Here is a 15,938-nt window from a genome sequence, read left to right on the forward strand (position 1 = left end):
GTAACTCATGTTATTCTGCCTTCCGTTTATTTCTGGCTTAACTTAACACCATGTTTCCTAAACTTTTGCGTTCGGTGATTCTTGGCCTGATCGTCGCGGGTATTTTACTGGCAGCGATGCCTGCGCTGAGGATCGGCAGTAACCTGATTTCCGCGCAGGATGACAGCGCCGATCAGACACCGGTTAGCTATAATCCCGGCGTGCGGCGTGCTGTGCCTGCGGTAGTCAACGTCTATAACCGCAGTGCGGCAAACGGCTCGCAAAATCGCGGCGTAACGACGCTGGGTTCCGGCGTGATTATGAATGCAAAAGGTTACATCCTCACCAATCGACACGTAATCAACGATGCCGATCAAATTATTGTCGCCTTGCAGGATGGCCGTTTCTTCGAAGCGATGCTGGTCGGCTCCGACAGCCTGACCGACCTGGCGGTATTAAAAATTACGGCATCCAGCCTGCCGGTTATCACGATTAATCCCAAACGAGTCGCACACGTTGGTGACATCGTGATGGCTATCGGTAATCCGTATAACCTCGGACAAACCGTGACTCAGGGGATTATCAGTGCCACCGGACGTGTCGGTCTGAGCCCTTCCGGCCGCCAGAACTTTCTGCAAACTGACGCCTCGATTAACCACGGTAACTCCGGCGGTGCGCTGATTAACTCACTCGGTGAGCTGATGGGCATCAACACACTCTCATTCGACAAAAGCAACGATGGTGAAACGCCTGAAGGCATTGGATTTGCTATTCCTACCGCGTTAGCCACCAAGATTATGGATAAACTGATTCGTGACGGACGGGTTATCCGTGGCTATATCGGCATCACCGGGCGTGAAGTGCCGCCGCTGCATGGTCAGGGCGCCGGTATCGATCGGATTCAGGGGATTGTGGTCAGTGAAGTGGCGCCAGGCGGTCCGGCGGCGAAAGCCGGTATTCAGGCCAATGATGTTATCACCAGCGTTAACGGCAAAGCTGCGGTGTCAGCACAGGAAACGATGGATCAGGTAGCTGAAATTCGCCCTGGGTCAGTGATAGATGTTGAAGTTAACCGCAACGATCAGAAACTGACGCTGCCGGTGACCATTCTCGAATATCCGCAACAGAATTAATGGCTGCATCGCAAACGGGCGGCGCGAACACCGCCCGTGACAGCATGCAGCGAAATTACTTAACGAACTCTTCGCCCAGCGTAATATCTTTTTTCAGCGTATCCAGCATGCCTTCCAGCGCCTGCTGCTCGAACGCACTCAGTGTGCCGATAGGCTTACGTTGCTCAACGCCGTTTTTACCCAGCAGCAGCGGCTGAGAGAAGAAACGCGCGTGCTCGCCGTCACCTTCAACATAGGCACACTCAACCACATTGCTTTCGCCATGCAGCGCACGCACCAGTGACAGGCCAAAACGTGCCGCCGCCTGACCCATCGACAGCGTTGCCGATCCGCCACCGGCCTTCGCTTCAACCACTTCAGTACCCGCATTCTGAATACGTTTAGTCAGGTCGGCCACTTCCTGCTCGCTGAAGCTGACGCCAGGAATCTGCGACAGCAGCGGCAGAATAGTCACGCCAGAATGCCCACCAACCACCGGTACATTCAGCTCTTCAGGCTGTTTGCCTTTCAGCTCAGCCACAAAGGTGTTGGAGCGAATGATATCCAGCGTGGTAACGCCAAACAGTTTGTTCTTATCGTATACACCGGCTTTTTTCAGCACTTCAGCAGCAATCGCCACCGTGGTGTTCACCGGATTGGTAATAATACCAATCAGTGCTTTCGGGCAGGTGGTCGCCACTTGTTCAATCAGGTTACGCACGATACCGGCGTTTACGTTGAACAGATCGGAGCGATCCATACCTGGCTTACGCGCCACACCGGCAGAGATCAGTACCACATCCGCACCATGCAGCGCAGGGGTAGCATCTTCACCGCTGAAACCTTTGATTTTAACTGCCGTAGGGATGTGGCTTAAATCGACTGCAACGCCAGGGGTTACCGGAGCGATGTCATACAGGGAGAGTTCTGAACCTGCCGGAAGCTGGGTTTTAAGCAGAAGTGCGAGAGCCTGGCCAATACCGCCAGCTGCGCCGAGAACTGCAACTTTCATCCTAAACTCCTTATTATTGTGAGCAGAAAAGTGCCGGAAATCCATCCGGTTACGACCATAACCAACCTGCGAGCGAATGACGAGGATCTTGTCATGGTTTTGCGTGCTGTCGCACTGAATCGAGCACAAACCGTTGAGATTGACCGCATTACGTACAGATTTGACGCTGATAGTAACTGCATGCAGACACATTATTCGGCGGTTACATTACACCTTTAACAGTTATCAGAACAACATCAATTTTATAACAATCTGTTCACTTGCTTTCTCATAGCTATGCGCCAGTGCGCCATTTTTCATCGCGAAGAAAGTTTGGTAGAATGCGCGCCCGCATTGAAAATTCCGCAACTCAAGCCTAAAGGCAGTTTGCATAATAATTCATTTAAATGCATAATAATTTATCGCCCGGCATCGGGCATCCCGTTTTACTTTCTTCTATATCGGTAGCCTATGCGTAACCCATCAAAACAAGAAGATTTGATTAAGGCATTTAAGGCCTTATTAAAAGAAGAGAAGTTTAGCTCTCAAGGCGAGATTGTGCTGGCGCTGCAGGACGAGGGTTTCGACAATATCAATCAGTCCAAAGTATCGCGCATGCTGACTAAATTTGGCGCGGTGCGTACCCGTAACGCCAAAATGGAGATGGTTTACTGTCTGCCAGCCGAGCTTGGCGTGCCAACTACCACCAGCCCGCTGAAAAATCTGGTGCTGGATATCGACTATAACGATGCGTTGGTGGTTATCCATACCAGCCCAGGTGCTGCCCAGCTGATTGCCCGCCTGCTGGATTCGCTCGGTAAAGCTGAGGGGATTCTTGGCACCATCGCCGGTGACGACACCATCTTTATTACCCCGGCGCGCGCGTTTACCGTTAAGCAACTGTACGACGCGATTTTGATGTTATTCGAACAAGAACTCTGAAACGCGGCGCTGAATCGACGGCTGAAATTGGCCGTTCAGGCCGCGTTATCCTCAGCTTGACTTAGAGCCGACATCCCGTCGGCTCTTTTTTTTGTTGCTTTAAACCCGGCTTATATGGGATAAAACACTGGCCCGAGACGACAATCTCATTCTTTCCTCCTCGATATACTCCTCTACCAGCGTGATCCACTGCAAATTTACGCACAAATAGCTAAATTGACCCATGTTATTGTTTTTGCTTAATATTAATGCGATGCGGGTAAATTATAAGCTTTTTTTATAACTATCGGTTATTAAAAAGTCATTTCCATGCAAAGCATCCCACTAAAATATTATTAGCTAGGTATTAATTTCCTACGTGATTAGATCTATACTTATTTTCGTGATGACAATCACACTAATTAAAAAGATAAAAATTGACGACGAGGAAATAAATATGAACGTTAAAACTACTATCGCGACTCTTGGCATCCTTTCTGCCCTGTCATTCGGCGCTTTTGCAGCTGAATCCGTCACCGCAGAACAGGCGCAAAATCTGCAGTCTGTTGGCACCATTACCGTAAGCGGCATCGCCGGTTCACCAATGGATATCCATCAGGCTCTGGTACAGAAAGCCGATAAACAAGGCGCCAGCGCTTACCGCGTGATTGAGGCCTATAACAACGGTAACTACCACGCTACCGCTGAACTATATAAATAAGCGCATTTGCAGTACCCCGTACATAACGACGGCAACCCCAAGTATAAAAATAGCTGTACACACCTTTCGGTTGCTCTGAACAACATATTTCTGGAGTAAGTATCATGAAAACCACTATCGCTATCGCTGCACTCGGTCTGGCTTCCGTTCTCTCTTTTTCTGCTGCCGCAGCTGACCTGGTCACCGAGCAACAGGCTACCAGCCAGAACCTGCAGTCAATGGGCACTATTACCGTCAGCGGACTGGACAGTTCACCCATGACTATCCGTGATGCGCTGTCAGAGAAAGCCAATCAGCAGGGCGCCAGCTCTTATCGGGTGATTGAGGCGTATAACAACGGCAACTATCACGCAACTGCTGAAATTTATAAATAATTCGCCCGCACGGGCGCTGACTAAGCGCCTGGCCGCTGCGCTGAAGACCTGAAATCCGTAGGTTGCTGGAATGAATAAGGTGAGTGTGTCTGACGCGAGATTTTAATTCGCGGTGAAGTAAACGGACATGTCACAGCTAAGTGTTATCAGTAATTCCTCGTCGACCTGACGAACCCTTTGGCCCCGCACGCCGGGGCTCTTTTTTGCCACTGCAATATTTAACCGATCCGATATCCTACCGAACGTTGAAGCGGAGCTTACCCTCAAGCTCCTCTTCAGCTTCGTCAAACAGCAATATTAATGCGCCGTAGCGCCGTTTCTGCCCCGAACCCAGATGCACAAACTCGATCTCCAGCGGTAGCGGCAGCAGAGAAGCGGTCACCGCATCCCAGAGACTGTCCAGGTCGATAATTACCCCTTCCGCCAGCGCAAAGCGCTCGCTGAACTGTCGATAAAAATGGGCCTGATCGACGATCTGGTTAAAATCAAAGCTCTCTTTCTTCATGCTGGCCGCTCCGTAAAAATAAACCGGGCAGCATTCGCCGCCCGAATCATTACAACCCACCGAGATGCAGGGCCTTCACCTCAAGGAACTCCTCTAACCCCAGCACCGATCCTTCACGGCCAAGGCCGGACTCTTTCACGCCGCCAAACGGTGCCAGCTCAGTGGAAACCGCACACTCATTCACTCCGACCATACCGCTTTCCAGCGCCGCCGAAACGCGGAAGACGCGTTGCAGGTTCTGGGTGTAGAAGTAGGCCGCAAGACCAAATTCGGTGTCATTGGCACGACGAATCACATCCTCTTCATCATCAAAGCGGAAGCAGGCGGCCACCGGACCGAAGGTCTCCTCTTGCGCCAGCTTCATGCCTTCGTGAGCATCGGCAATCACCGTCGGTTGCCAGAAGTTTCCACCCAACGGGTGGCGAGCGCCACCGGCGACAATGCGTCCTCCCTGAGCTACCGCGTCTTTTACGTGCTCTTCCACTTTCTCCAGCGCCGATTTTTCAATCAGCGGCCCGACGATCACGCCGTCATCCACGCCATTACCCACTTTAAGCGTCTTCACTTCGTCTGCCAGTTGGTTAACAAAGCGATCGTAAACCGAGCTGTGTATGTAGAAACGATTAACGCTGACGCACACTTGTCCGGCGTTACGGAATTTATTCGCTATCGCCCCCTTCACTGCCGCATCAATATCAGCATCATCAAACACGATATAAGGCGCGTTGCCTCCCAGCTCCATCGACACTTTTTTCATGGTTTCGGCAGCATTACGCATCAGCAGTTTGCCAACCTGAGTGGAACCGGTGAAAGAGATTTTCCGCACCGCTTTACTGGCCATAATCGCATCGCTGATCGCCTGAGTATCACCGGCTACCGCATTCAGCACGCCGTCCGGTACGCCGGCTTTTTTTGCCAGCGCCAGCAGAGCAAACGCCGATAGCGGCGTGTTGTTGGCCGGTTTGATAATGCCGGTACAGCCTGCAGCCAGAGCCGGGCCAAGCTTGCGCGTCAGCATCGCCATCGGAAAGTTCCAGGGCGTAATGGCTGCCACTACGCCAATCGGCTCGCGGGTAGCGTAAATCCTTGAGCCGGGCTTAGCAGGAGGGATGATCTCACCATTTGCACGCTTCGCCTGCTCGGCAAACCACTGAATAAAGCTGGCGGCATACTCCACTTCACCCTCGGCTTCTTTCAGCGGCTTACCCTGTTCAGCGGTCATCAGTTTGCCCAGCCAGCTTTTATGCTCAATCATCAGCTGATACCAGCGGTAAAGGATTTCAGCGCGCTGTTTAGCGGTTTTCGCCCGCCAGCCGGGAAATGCCCGCTGCGCGGCGGCAATCGCCTGTTCAGTTTCACTTTTCCCGGCCTTTGCCACACTGGCAATGATTTCGCCGGTCGCCGGGTTGAGCACATCAAAGCTGGCGCTCAGCGAGTGCCACTGGCCATCTGCCAGGTAGCCAGTCTGGAAAAGATCGTTATCTGTAAGGAATGAATAAGACATGGGTTCTCCTGTTAGATTTGCCATCCTGATGACTCAGTATAGTTGGCAAAACTCAGGGGATTTTGTTCGACAGCGGTGTGCTGGCAGAAGAAGTGTAAGCGGGCATAAGCGGTGCCCGCAGGCACCGACAAAGATTTACACGGAAATCAGCGTGTTCTGATATTTGTTAAGCATATCGGCCAGGCGTTTAACCGGCTCGGTGACGCTGAGCGGCGCATCATAAACCACCAGCTTTTCCTGATACTCATCAAACTCACGCAGCAGACGCTGAAAGTAGTAACGTCGCTTGTCATCACTGTGTGCAGAGATCACCCGGTCAGCGGTGTAGCGCAGCTGCTTGTGGAACGCTGACAGTTCGGCATTGACCGGAATATCCGCGTTACGTAAGCGCTGATGGCCGATAATCAGCGTCAGCGCCAGGCGGTATTTATCGATATCACCGGGGAACATGTTTAACAGCATAAACAGCTGCTGATACAGCGCTGGCAGATGGTTTTCGCGACGACGCGCCTGATTGGTGGTCATCGCCGATACCGCCGCATACATAAAGCGGTTAAGCAGCGTGCGGGCAATGCGCGCCTTAGAGGTATCGCGAATCAACAGAATGACCATCGTCGCGACAAAAGCGCCAATGCACTGGCCTAAAGCTCCGTCGATAAAGGTGCTGATATGAAACGTCATCGGATTATCCAGTACCAGAACATTCAGCGTGCCGATAAACGCGCCGAGAGTGCCCAGCTGCCGCCGTTGGATAAAGATTCCGGCAATAAACGCCAGCGCACCAATCGCGATTAGCAGTAACAGCAAGCTCTGCTGCGTGGCGGGCAGGATAAACATGAAGTAGAAGGCACCAATTGGGATCGCCACAATCATGCCGTAAAGAAAATCCTTGGCCATCATCAACGGGTTCGGCATCCGCATCGCCAGCGCGGTAATCACCGCCAGCATCACCATGCAGCCACTGCCTGAAGTCCAGCCGGTATACAGCCAGAACAGCGAGCCTGCTGCCGTCGCGACAAAGGTACGAACACCGTTAATTATCGCGTGACGAATTTCAGCGGATTTGGCTTTGATCACCACTTCATCGTCGAGGATCGCCTCTTCGGTGCCGCTAATTCGACAATTACCCTGAATACCTTTCAGCAACAGCAGATAACGCGTGGCATTGCCCACCCAGCTGGCGACGGTAATTGGCGTCTGCTTACTGCTGCTGGCCGTGATCACCCGGCGCATCAGCTTCATGCGCTTATGGACATCACTGACGCTATTAACCTGTTTTTCAAACAGTATTTTATACTGCGGCGGCAGGTATTCCGGTCGGCTGTTCTGAATAAGAAAGGTTTCTGCCGCCTGGGTGATCATCTTCAGCGATAGAGTATGGAGCGCAATCAGCCGTCGGTTAACATTCTGCCAGCGCGCCGACTCCATCATCAGCAGGCTGCGCATGCCGTTCAGCGCATTGGTACGGCGCACCAGGTCCGCCCAGGATTTATCCACTTCTTCTTTGTCAGCATGAGCGATACAGAGTTGCAGCAGTTTGTAGTGATCGATCAGCAAAGAGTCGATTTCACGATCGATATTACTTTTGATCGATCGCGGAGAAAACAGCAGATCGGCGACGATCGCACAGACGATGCCGATAACAATCTCACTGCAGCGCTCAATGGCGAACTGTGGTGCCAGCAGCACCGAACCATTGGGCTGGGCGTCAACACTGACAATGATAATCAGCGCGGTATAGCCGGCCAGCCCCAGCGCATAGGAGTTTTCAACTTTAATCAGCGACGACAACCAGACGCAGATACCCGCCCATAAGCAGCACAGCATCAGCATAAGTGCCGGTGCGCGGATGGTACTGATCATAATCACCAGCGCAGCGATACAGCCAATAAAGGTGCCGATGATGCGCAACAGACCACGATGACGTAACGCGCCGGAGAACGGATCGCCACCGGCGGCAAACGCAGTACCACCGGCGACGATACCGGCAGTCATGACCGCCCAGCGTGGCGTTTCGAGGTTAAAATGAAAGCCGATAAACAGCGCCATCACCACCGCGAAGGTTAGTTTGAGCGGAAAACGCATCCGCTCTAAGGTAAAACCTTGCATATTGCCTCCGCTTAGCCGAACTCACGCAAGCGTTGCAAAAACCTGGCCAGCGGCGGTAGTTGCTCGTTTTTCCGATCTGTTGCGCCGGTTACCACCACGGTGGCAGTGGTGCCTGATGGATAAAGGTTTCCAGGCTGGTTATCGAGACGGATTTTAACCGGAACACGCTGTGCCAGTCGCACCCACTCCAGGTTGGAGTCGATGGTCGCCATCCCTTTACTGTCAACGGTACTGCTGCTGTTGGTCACACCTGCAGCAACGCTGTCGACGGTGCCACGCAATACTTTACTGCTGCCCAGCGGCGTAATTTCAACGCGATAGCCCGGACGCACGCCTTCCAGTTTGGTCTCTTCCATATAAGCCAGAATGTAGAAACTGTTCTGCTTAACCAGCGCGACCGCCGTTGACCCACGGGTAATAAATTCACCGCGGTACACATTAAGGTTGGTGACCCAGCCATCGGCTGGCGCACGGATTACGGTACGATCCAGATCCAGCCGCGCCAGATCGCGCGTGGCCTGTGCCTTAGCCAGCTGATGCTCGCTGGTCTGCAGATCGTTGTTGGATTGCTCAATCGCTTCGCGTGACATCGCCGATACGCCCAGCTTGTTGCGGCGTCCGGCTTCACGGCGTTTCTCATTGACCAGCGCCTGATAGTAGGCGACATCCGCTTCGGACTCATCCAGTGCTTTCTGAAAACGTGGCATATCAATGGTGAACAGCACATCACCTTGCTTAACCAACTGGTTGTCATACACGCGCACATCGGTAATCAGACCGGTGACGTCAGGCGCAATGGCCACCACATCAGCGGTAAATTTAGCGTCTCGCGTCCATGGCGATTCGGTGTAAAACACCCAGGCGCGGAAGATGACCAGGACAGCGATGATAACCAGCAAAATGGTGATCGCATAACGGGCGATTTTTCTTATTAGAGCTTTCACTATGACCTCAGACGAACAAACGGGATACCAGATAAAACAGGCAGCAAAACAGCGCTGTATTAAACAGTGCCGGATGCCAGACTAAATCATAGATTCCAGTGGGCATCAGCACGCGACGCACCAGCCAGAACAGCATCAGCGCCACTATAATCTCAAAGAATATGGGCGGAAACGAAAGCCCGAATACGACAATAACCGGAAGCACACTCATCTCTTATCCTTTTACATACAGTGCCGGGTGAGTCCGTTTCGCCAAAATGGTGCACCGCCAATATTTCAGGTGGACTACGCGTTACAGGTTGATGATGGTCGGGCGACAGGTAAACTGTCAGACGAAAATCAGAACCGTAGCTTAATGATAGATTACCATTAAGCAATATTGGCAAGGGGGTGAGTAACCAGACGGTGACCCGGCAGCCATATAGTAACGCGCATGACTATATGTTTTCTACATATTGTGATCTAAATCACTTTTAAGCCAGAGTGAATAATGGAAAGACTAAAAGGCATGTCGGTTTTTGCCAAAGTGGTTGAATTGGGTTCGTTTACCGCTGCGGCGCGTCAGTTGCAGATGAGCGTCTCTTCCGTCAGCCAGATCGTGGCAAAACTGGAAGATGTACTGCAGGTTAAACTACTGAACCGCAGTACCCGCAGCATCGGCCTGACTGAAGCCGGAAAAATTTATTTTCAGGGCTGCCGCCGCATGTTGTCTGAGGCACAGGAAGTGCATGAACAACTGTATGCCTTTAACAACACCCCGACTGGCACCCTGAGAATTGGCAGTTCATCGACCATGGCGCAGAATGTCCTCGCCACCATGACCGCCGAAATGCTGCGTGAATATCCCGGCCTGACGGTCAATCTGGTCACCGGCATTCCGGCTCCGGATCTGATTGCCGACGGCCTCGACCTGGTGATCCGCGTGGGTGCGCTGCAGGACTCCAGCCTGTTCTCAAAACGCCTGGGTTCGATGCCGATGGTGGTGTGCGCAGCAAAGAGCTTTCTTGCTCAGCATGGCGCGCCGGAAAAGCCCGGCGATATCGGCCATTTTTCCTGGCTGGAGTACAGCGTACGTCCGGATAATGATTTTGAGCTGATCGCGCCGGAAGGCACCGCTATTCGTTTGTCGCCACAGGGACGCTTTGTCACCAATGATTCGCAAACCCTGACGCGCTGGCTGAAATCCGGCGCTGGTATCGCCTATGTACCATTAATGTGGGTGATTGATGAGATTAATGCCGGAGAAGTGGAAATTCTGTTTAGCCAGTATCAGTCTGACCCACGGCCAGTGTATGCGGTGTATACCCAGAAAGATAAGTTACCGCTGAAAGTACAGGTGTGTATTAATTATCTGACGGAATATTTTGAGCAGGTGGGCACGCTTTATCAGGAACACCGCAAGCAGTAATCTGCTGCAGGGCGGCGAAATCGCCGCCCTGCAGCAGTGATCAGGCAGTACCGCCGACCGTCAGTTTGTCCAGCTTCAGAGTTGGCTGGCCAACGCCTACCGGCAGGCTTTGCCCTTCTTTACCGCAAACGCCGACACCTTTATCCAGCGCCAGGTCATTCCCCACCATCGAAATTTGCTGCATCGCTTCAATACCGGAACCGATCAGCGTCGCGCCTTTCACAGGCTTAGTCACTTTACCTTTCTCAATCAGATAGGCTTCGGAAGTTGAGAAGACAAACTTACCGGAAGTGATATCCACCTGGCCGCCGCCAAAGTTCGGGGCATACAGGCCATACTCAACGCTTTCGATAATATCCTGCGGCGTCGACTGTCCCGCCAGCATATAGGTGTTAGTCATACGCGGCATCGGCAGGTGCGCATAGGATTCGCGGCGACCATTTCCGGTCGGCTGCACGCCCATCAGACGCGCATTAAGCTTATCCTGCATATAACCTTTAAGAATGCCGTTTTCAATCAGCACATTGTACTGACCCGGTACGCCTTCATCATCGATTGCCAGTGAGCCGCGCAGTCCGTCAATGGTGCCATCGTCGACCACGGTACAAAGTTCAGATGCCACCAGTTGCCCCATCTGGCCGCTAAACACCGAGGTGCCACGACGGTTGAAGTCACCTTCCAGACCGTGACCTACCGCTTCATGCAGCAGAACGCCCGGCCAGCCAGCCCCCAGCACTACCGGGATAGTGCCGGCCGGAGCAGCAATGGCAGACAGATTGACTAATGCCATGCGCACCGCTTCACGCGCCCAGGCTTCAGCACGCACTTCACCATTTTCATCGGCGAGGAAGAATTCATAGCCGCTACGACCACCGCCGCCAGCGGAACCACGCTCGCGCTTGCCATCATCTTCAACCTGCACGCTGACAGACAGTCGGACCAGTGGGCGAATATCAGTGGCCAGCGTGCCGTCAGTGGCCGCCACCAGGATCAGTTCGTACACGCCGCTCAGGCTGGCGGTAACTTCCTGCACGCGCTTATCAGCGGCACGCGCCGCGCTGTCGACGCGATGCAGCAGGGCAATTTTATCTTCCCGTGACAGGCTCTGTAGCGGATCCAGTGCCGGATAAAGCGAACGATGGGCTACCGCACCCAGCGTTTTGGTTCTGCCGTCACCCTGTTCACGCACGATACTGCGCGCGGCATTGGCGCTCTGCGTCAGCGCATTCAGGGTGATCTGGTCAGCATAAGCAAAGCCGGTTTTCTCACCGCTAATCGCCCGGACGCCGACGCCCTGATCGATGTTGTAAGAGCCATCTTTAATAATGCGATCTTCCAGCACCCAGGATTCATGGTAGCTGGATTGGAAATAGAGATCGGCGTAATCCAGTCGACGTTCTGAAAGCTGCCCTAAAAGGGTGAATAGATCCTGATGATTAATGTTGTTAGCAGTTAGTAACTGCTCACTTACCAGATTCAGAGTCATCGTTTCTCACTTGTTGTGTGACAATATAGTTATAGCCTGCGGCAATTCACCAGCGCCGTCAAATTCACTTTGCGCTGTTTTCACGCGGCTTGCGTAACACTTCGTTGATGACGGGCTTATCAATAGGCCCGCTGATGTGATAACGCAGGACAGAAATCTTATTCCACAGCGGTGCGAGCGCCTTGCTGGCGGCAAATACCGCCGCACCCACCACTGGGTTAATCACAAAGGCGGTAGCAACACCGACAGTGGCAGAAATTTCCGGAGCCACCACCGCTTGCATATCAATCTCGCGCTTCACTAAATCCACCTTGCCCTGCATGGCAATGTCCGCTTCAAGGCCATCCACCAGCAGGTTATCGGTACGCATCACGCCATTTTCAATCCACGCGGTGCCGTTAATCGAGTCATACCAGAAGCCCTGACCGAAGGTATCGCTAAAATCGAGGCGCATCTTGCGCAGCAGAGCATCGAAACTGACCAGTCGTAGCAGCTGTCCGGCGCGGCCGGTGCTCACATCGGCAATTTGCCCCTTACCTAAATGTGTCTTCAATACGCCGCTCAGACTCTGTTCCGATGGCTGCCATGGCGCAGAACGCCAGTGCAGGTCATATTCGATATTAAACGGCGAGTCGCGCAGCGGCGTGCTTACGCCAAACCAGTTGGCCGCTTCGCTAATATTTTGTCCGTTAAGTCGGCCCTTTAATGACGTGCGCTGCTCGCCCGGGCGATTAACCCATTCGCCATTGACCGTCAGCCGCGCAGTGCCGCTGTCAATCAAGCCGTTAGTCAGCGTCAGAGTGGTATTTTTCGGCGTCAGCGTGGCCTGCATACGACCGAATTTCTGTCCTCTGATCCAGCACTCGTCGCACATCGCGGCCAGCGCGGGCCAGCGACTGAAATCGATCGCGCTGCTGTCGGCTGGCAGCGGGGAAGCGCTACCATCGTGGCTGCTGGCAAATTCTGGATTGTAATAGAGATAGTTGAGGTGAACGCGCCACGGCGCGTTACGCGCGATGTCCAGTGAACCGCGAATTTCGCGCCCGGTTGCCTTGACCTGCGTGTCACCGGAAACCGTCTGGTTGATGCTGGCATCCAGATCGCGCCACTGCTGACCCGCCAACGTCAGTGCTGGCGTGCGCACAATAATATTTCCCGGCAGATAGCCACTGCCCGCCTGCCCCTGGCCGCCGCCCGCCATCAACCCGAGCCAGGCTTCACCATCCAGCGGCGGCAGATTTAACACCATGCCAGACGTTGCCGGTAAGGCTGGCTTGGTTTTACTGTCGTTGACCCAGATACCCCGATCAATGCGTAATTGCTTGCCCAGTAACCAGCGGCTGTTAAACCTGTGGCTTTCACCCAAGGCACCGCTCAGCTCGAAACTGTTCAGATTACCTTTAGCTGTTACTTTAAGTGGTAACGCGCTGCCGGCGGGTTTATCCAGCGGAGAAGGTAAGTGACTACTTACATTTTTCAGGTCGCCGTCGAGAGTAATATCGTATTTGGCATCACCGCTGTGCGGCAGGGTAATTGCCACTTTGCCGTTCCACGCTGCGCTGCCCTTCAGTCGCCCTGCCAGCTGCTTTGGCAATAAATCGATTTTTGCCGGCTGCCAGTCGCCTTTCAGATTGACACCAATTCGGTAGTCTTTCTCACCTTCAACGGTATTAAAATTGACACCAATTGGTTGTCCAAACCAGCTGGCGCTCATTTCATCACTTTGCAGATTACCGTTGTCATAGCTGAAGCGGCCGGTCAGCTGGCTGAGAGTACTTTCCAGCGGCTTAATCAGTAACGTATTGTTATTCAGCGCCACTTCACCGCTGGCACGCACCTCTTCGCCATCAAGCGGGATATCGAGATGTAAGCGACCACTTACATCCCCGCCAATCTGCAGTTCATCCAGCGCCGCACCCAGCGATGGCTTCAGCGGTGACTGATTAAAATAGTTACGGACATCCGGCCCGGAACCGCTGATATCACCATCAATGATCAGCTTCTCTTTCAGATAGTCAGGGATCACCGCAGTAATATTTTTGCCGTGCACATTACCCAGCATCGCCTCGGGTGCATTCATCCACAGCCCGTCATTGACGAAATCGAGGTCGATAGCCAGATTATTCAGCGCCGGCCAGCCCGGTTCAAACTCGTAGTGACCGTTGCGCAGCGGCACCCAGACTTCAAACATGCCGTCATTATGCTTAAACGGAAACTTCGCAGGATTACCGGCAAAAATCAGCGACGCATTCTGCACCTGACCGCCTTTGATCGCCCCGCTCAGATAGTCGGTCAGCGACTTGCCCATCAAGGGTTCCGGGAAATAGCGCCAGGCATCGCTGGCATCGGTGACATTAATGCCGGCGAGGATATCCAGACGCGGTGGCTGTTCTTTTGGCTGGCTGTAGTTAAAATCGCCCTTCGCCCACAGTGAACGCGCTTTTACATCAAGATCTTTGCCGCTTAAGCTCAGGCCACTGTCGCTGTAGTGCCAGTCAATAGCACCGGTAGCCTGCTGAATCTCCAGTGGCGCGCGGAACATATCCCCATAGGGTAACGTGGCATCGGCGATATCCAGTTGTATCCTGCCATGTGCCACACTTCCGTAGAGTGAACCGTTAAAATGTTCCATTCCCGGCAATAGCCGCCAATGCTGCCAGCTCAGGTTTTTCCAGTGCGCCTGAAAACGCGCCTGTTCCGGCTGTTGCAGCGGCACATCTACCGCCAGCGCCTCAATCTGCCCAAGCGGGTGGATAGCGCGCCAGTTATCCAGCAGCTGAGGAGATAATCGGGCAAACAGTGGGATCAGCGGGTCGAGATATTTGATATCCAAATGGGTTGCCCGCACGCGCAGCTCTTCACCGCGATCCGACCCCGGCAGCAGACCGCTTTCCGGCTGCCAGAACAGCGAGATTTGTCCTTTCGGCCAGGCTTCGCCGTCAGTTTGCAGATTGGTTTCCGGCAGTTGAATCGCCCAGCCGCCGTTAGCCCGTGTGACATGCGCAGTGACATTATCGACATCTAAACGATGCTCGCGTTGATCGCCCTGCCAGCTGGCGCCGCCCTGCTTCAGCCAGATATCACCGTCATACACTTCGCCCTGTTTCAGGCTAAGCCACGCCGCGAGGCTAAAGCGGGCGCTGTCCAGACTGGTATTATCGCGCATCCACTGACCGAGCCACGGTTTAACATCAACATCATCGGCCTTCATCCAGACGCGACCGTTATTGAGTAAACCATTATTATCGTTGAGATCGAGCCGTATCTGCACCACACCATGCTGGCCATTCAGGCTGGAGAGGCTGACTTCGCCCTCAGCACGATGGCGTGCGGGTTCGTTAAGCCAGGTAAGCCGTGGAATCGCCAGCTCCGCACGCTGGCCGGAAGGCGTCAGAAAACTGACGCTGCTGTCGCGCAGATCAAAGTGGTCGAACTGGCGCAAAAACAGATCGCTGATTTTATCGCTTTTAAAACTGCCGCTGTTACTGTCGCTACTCATCAGCGGTGAGTTGGTAGTGAAGTGCAACTGCCAGAAAGTCAGATCGCGAAACTGCCAGCGGGCATGCAGCAGCGATTGCCAGACATCCAGCGCTAAGGTGAGCCGCTCGACAGTCAGCTTTCCGCCATCTTTCAGGCCAATACTGACGTCCCTGACCTCAAGAGTCGGGCCGAAGGTTTGCCAGCTACCGTGCAAGGCGCTGGCGTCAATCTGCAAACCGCTGGCAGATGAGAGGGTGTTAAGGATCGAGGCACGATAGCTGTCCATATGCGGCATCACTAATCGCAAGCCACTGATCAGCAGCGCAACGATGACGATCACTGTTGCGCCTGTTAATAACAGGATCCTCGGCCACTGCCTCACACACCTCTCCTTGTCTTAAATC

13 protein-coding genes are annotated in these 15,938 nt (G+C 53.4%); 5 read left to right on the forward strand and 8 right to left on the reverse strand.

The features are described 5' to 3' along the window. Positions 1 to 50 precede the first annotated feature (50 nt). Complete coding sequence (gene degS, locus ACP3TC_RS19330) at positions 51 to 1,112, forward strand: outer membrane-stress sensor serine endopeptidase DegS (protein ID WP_313855308.1); 1,062 nt, start codon at positions 51 to 53, stop codon at positions 1,110 to 1,112. A 55-nt stretch (positions 1,113 to 1,167) separates the two neighbouring features. Here degS and mdh read toward each other — a convergent pair whose 3' ends face one another. After that, positions 1,168 to 2,103: a malate dehydrogenase gene (mdh, locus tag ACP3TC_RS19335; protein ID WP_313855307.1), complete on the reverse strand. Its 936-nt coding sequence runs from the start codon at positions 2,101 to 2,103 to the stop codon at positions 1,168 to 1,170. Positions 2,104 to 2,553: 450 nt separating this feature from the next. Between mdh and argR the strand changes: the two genes are divergently transcribed. The 3 genes from argR (at position 2,554) to yhcN (ACP3TC_RS19350) (ending at position 4,098) form a co-directional block, all read left to right on the forward strand. After that, positions 2,554 to 3,024, forward strand: coding sequence for a transcriptional regulator ArgR (argR, locus tag ACP3TC_RS19340; RefSeq protein ID WP_313855305.1), 471 nt, complete (start codon positions 2,554 to 2,556; stop codon positions 3,022 to 3,024). A 436-nt stretch (positions 3,025 to 3,460) separates the two neighbouring features. After that, positions 3,461 to 3,724 (forward strand): peroxide/acid stress response protein YhcN, encoded by a 264-nt coding sequence (yhcN, locus tag ACP3TC_RS19345; RefSeq protein WP_313855304.1) that lies wholly within the window; start codon positions 3,461 to 3,463, stop codon positions 3,722 to 3,724. A 104-nt stretch (positions 3,725 to 3,828) separates the two neighbouring features. After that, the gene (yhcN, locus tag ACP3TC_RS19350) at positions 3,829 to 4,098 is read left to right on the forward strand and encodes a peroxide/acid stress response protein YhcN (protein ID WP_313855303.1); all 270 of its coding nucleotides are present in this window, start codon (positions 3,829 to 3,831) and stop codon (positions 4,096 to 4,098) included. A 235-nt stretch (positions 4,099 to 4,333) separates the two neighbouring features. Here the strand turns inward: yhcN (ACP3TC_RS19350) and ACP3TC_RS19355 are convergent, their stop codons facing one another. From ACP3TC_RS19355 to aaeX, 5 genes are all read right to left on the reverse strand, one after another. Further along, the gene (locus ACP3TC_RS19355) at positions 4,334 to 4,603 is read right to left on the reverse strand and encodes a barstar family protein (RefSeq protein ID WP_313855302.1); all 270 of its coding nucleotides are present in this window, start codon (positions 4,601 to 4,603) and stop codon (positions 4,334 to 4,336) included. Between the two features lie 49 nt (positions 4,604 to 4,652). Beyond that, positions 4,653 to 6,107 (reverse strand): NAD-dependent succinate-semialdehyde dehydrogenase, encoded by a 1,455-nt coding sequence (locus ACP3TC_RS19360; RefSeq protein WP_313855301.1) that lies wholly within the window; start codon positions 6,105 to 6,107, stop codon positions 4,653 to 4,655. A 135-nt stretch (positions 6,108 to 6,242) separates the two neighbouring features. Then, complete coding sequence (gene aaeB / locus ACP3TC_RS19365; RefSeq protein WP_426817070.1) at positions 6,243 to 8,216, reverse strand: p-hydroxybenzoic acid efflux pump subunit AaeB; 1,974 nt, start codon at positions 8,214 to 8,216, stop codon at positions 6,243 to 6,245. A gap of 11 nt (positions 8,217 to 8,227) precedes the next feature. Next, positions 8,228 to 9,160, reverse strand: coding sequence for a p-hydroxybenzoic acid efflux pump subunit AaeA (gene aaeA / locus ACP3TC_RS19370; RefSeq protein WP_313855299.1), 933 nt, complete (start codon positions 9,158 to 9,160; stop codon positions 8,228 to 8,230). Between the two features lie 7 nt (positions 9,161 to 9,167). Next, positions 9,168 to 9,371 carry a p-hydroxybenzoic acid efflux pump operon protein AaeX gene (gene aaeX, locus ACP3TC_RS19375; RefSeq protein ID WP_052898234.1) on the reverse strand — a complete coding sequence of 68 codons (204 nt, stop codon included), beginning with the start codon at positions 9,369 to 9,371 and terminating at the stop codon, positions 9,168 to 9,170. 279 nt (positions 9,372 to 9,650) lie between these two features. Between aaeX and aaeR the strand changes: the two genes are divergently transcribed. Beyond that, entirely contained in the window at positions 9,651 to 10,568 is a 918-nt protein-coding gene (gene aaeR / locus ACP3TC_RS19380; RefSeq protein WP_313855297.1) for an HTH-type transcriptional activator AaeR, read from the forward strand. A gap of 40 nt (positions 10,569 to 10,608) precedes the next feature. Here aaeR and tldD read toward each other — a convergent pair whose 3' ends face one another. Together tldD and yhdP are read right to left on the reverse strand one after the other, a co-directional pair. Beyond that, entirely contained in the window at positions 10,609 to 12,054 is a 1,446-nt protein-coding gene (tldD, locus tag ACP3TC_RS19385) for a metalloprotease TldD (RefSeq protein ID WP_313855296.1), read from the reverse strand. Positions 12,055 to 12,118: 64 nt separating this feature from the next. Beyond that, positions 12,119 to 15,916 (reverse strand): AsmA2 domain-containing protein YhdP, encoded by a 3,798-nt coding sequence (yhdP, locus tag ACP3TC_RS19390; protein WP_426817071.1) that lies wholly within the window; start codon positions 15,914 to 15,916, stop codon positions 12,119 to 12,121. Positions 15,917 to 15,938: the final 22 nt, after the last annotated feature.

Source organism: Winslowiella sp. 2C04 (genome assembly GCF_050037805.1).
GTDB classification, from domain to species: domain Bacteria; phylum Pseudomonadota; class Gammaproteobacteria; order Enterobacterales; family Enterobacteriaceae; genus Erwinia; species Erwinia toletana_A.